The 2,046-nt window shown below is 44.8% G+C and carries 1 protein-coding gene; it reads right to left on the bottom strand.

Annotation, left to right across the window (positions count from 1 at the left end; all coding sequences use genetic code 11):
- Positions 1 to 185: 185 nt before the first annotated feature.
- On the bottom strand, positions 186 to 1,904 hold the full coding sequence (locus tag AC1DTM_RS23995; protein ID WP_477001058.1) for an alpha-keto acid decarboxylase family protein: 1,719 nt from the start codon (positions 1,902 to 1,904) through the stop codon (positions 186 to 188).
- Positions 1,905 to 2,046: the final 142 nt, after the last annotated feature.

Raw genomic sequence — 2,046 nt, 5'->3', positions numbered from 1 at the left:
ACCTGGTAGTATAGTTGTTTTCAAAACAGTAGGTAAATTGAACTTACTTGCAATGGGTCGTAAACTAACCTTAACTTTTGTCAACTTACTTTACACCCCTTTAATTGCATTTTATTAAAAGAATATGATTAGAACGGTTCAATTAGTATCCAATTAGGGACTAGGAGGGACTAGGGAATTGGATATTATTTCTGACTGCGCTGCATTTCCTGCTTCTCCATATAACTACGCATCCGTCGCATATATTCAGGTGCGTCCATCGGATTCCCTGCGATCATTTCAATTATACAGAGTCTTTCGGCGCTTTCCTTTTCAGCATGGATTATAGCCTGATCAAGCTCTCCATAGGTCCGGACCGTAACGGTAAACGCGTTACCTCCAAAAGCTTCGGCCAGCTTGGTGTAAGACCATCGAGGGATTTGGTTGTACTTTTGATCCTCTGTTTTGACATTTAAATATTTCTCAATTGTATAACCATCGTTGTTCAATATAAAGATTATGGGCTTGCAACCGTAATAGAGCATAGAACTGATTTCCTGTGCTGTTAGCTGCAGGGCGCCGTCACCTGTAAACACCAATACTCGGCGTTCCGGCGCGGCCATAATAGCACCGAACGCCGAGGGGATTGCGTAACCGATAGACTGCCATCYACCTTGGCCGATATACGTTACATTGCCCGGCAATCTCACCTCCGCCATTCCATTATAAAATGTCCCGGTCTCGGCGATCACAATATCGTCCTCTTTCAGCATGCACTGAAAACGCGGATAATAGCGTTCCGCCAATAGAGATCCGTCGACATTAGTTGTTAATTGATCGTAAGGGAATGAATTTTTTTCTGTCAAACCTTTTCCCTTATAACCCACCTTCTGCACGGCAAGTAGCATGTCGGCTGCAAGAACATTCGGATATTCCGCCTCAGCGATTTTAACCATGTCTGGTTGAATATTGACAGTTATTAGCGGGTTCAGTTTTGCGGTAAATTTCGCCGTGTTGGTGTCCGCCAATACCATGCCGATTGCAATGATACAATCTGCATTCTCCACCGTACTTTGGACTTCAGAACCTCCGAAAGAGCCTAGATACATTCCGATATAATTTGGATGGGTCTCGTCGAATCCCCCCTTCCCGTACATCATCGTTACAACAGGCACATTCATTGCATCGGCTAGCTGCCGAGTTGCTGTCTGAAGGCCGAAACGCATCGTTTTCACACCCACCAAGATAACCGGTCGGTGGGCACGTTCCAAAAGCGTACGGACATGATTCACTGCAGCCTGAAGGGTATTCGGGTTGGATGTTGAACGTGGTGGTACTGGCTCTGTCCAGACTTTAATCGGCTTGGTCACTAAATCATTAGCCACAACCAGGTATACCGGCTTTTTCTTTTCCTTAGCAATGCGAATCGCAGTCTGAATTTCAATCTTGGCATTTTCCGGCGTAAGCACCGCGGTATATGCCGTAATCTGCTCATACACCTTGCGAAAGACGTCAAAATTTCCATCCATTAAGGTGTGATGCATCAGTTTATGCTCTTTTTGATCCTTCTCAGGAGGCGCGCCCACAATGTGTATTATTGGTACATGCTCGCTGTTAGCTCCCGCTATCGCATTGCAGGCGCTGAGCTCCCCGACCCCGAAGGTCGTAATAAGAGCCGATATTCCTTTGATTCTTGCATAACCATCTGCAGCGTAGCCCGAGTTTAGTTCGTTTCGTCCTTCTATAAAACGGATGCCGTTATAACACTCCAAAGTATCAAGAAGTGTAAAATTATAGTCCCCTGCGACACCAAAAATTTCGGTAATGCCCTCCAGTTTCAGGCAATCGAACAAATACTGGCCAACCGTTTTTTGAGCAGGTCCCCTTTGTAAACCAAAGTTGCCCGTATTAATCATGTTGTCCATCGCTTGTTCACTCCTTATCTATTTCTTGGGCTTGTTCTGTTTAATAGTACCCTTTTTGATAATTCCCTTTAATTAAGCCGGTTATCCCTTGTGCAACAATTAATGGGGAAGAAATGCTCCTTAGCTCTGGAGAAAGTAATAA

The sequence above is a fragment of the Bacillus sp. P4_D3 genome (assembly GCF_056401855.1).
The sequence above is the reverse complement of the archived record's forward strand: the minus strand, read 5'-3'. Positions and strand labels throughout refer to the sequence as shown.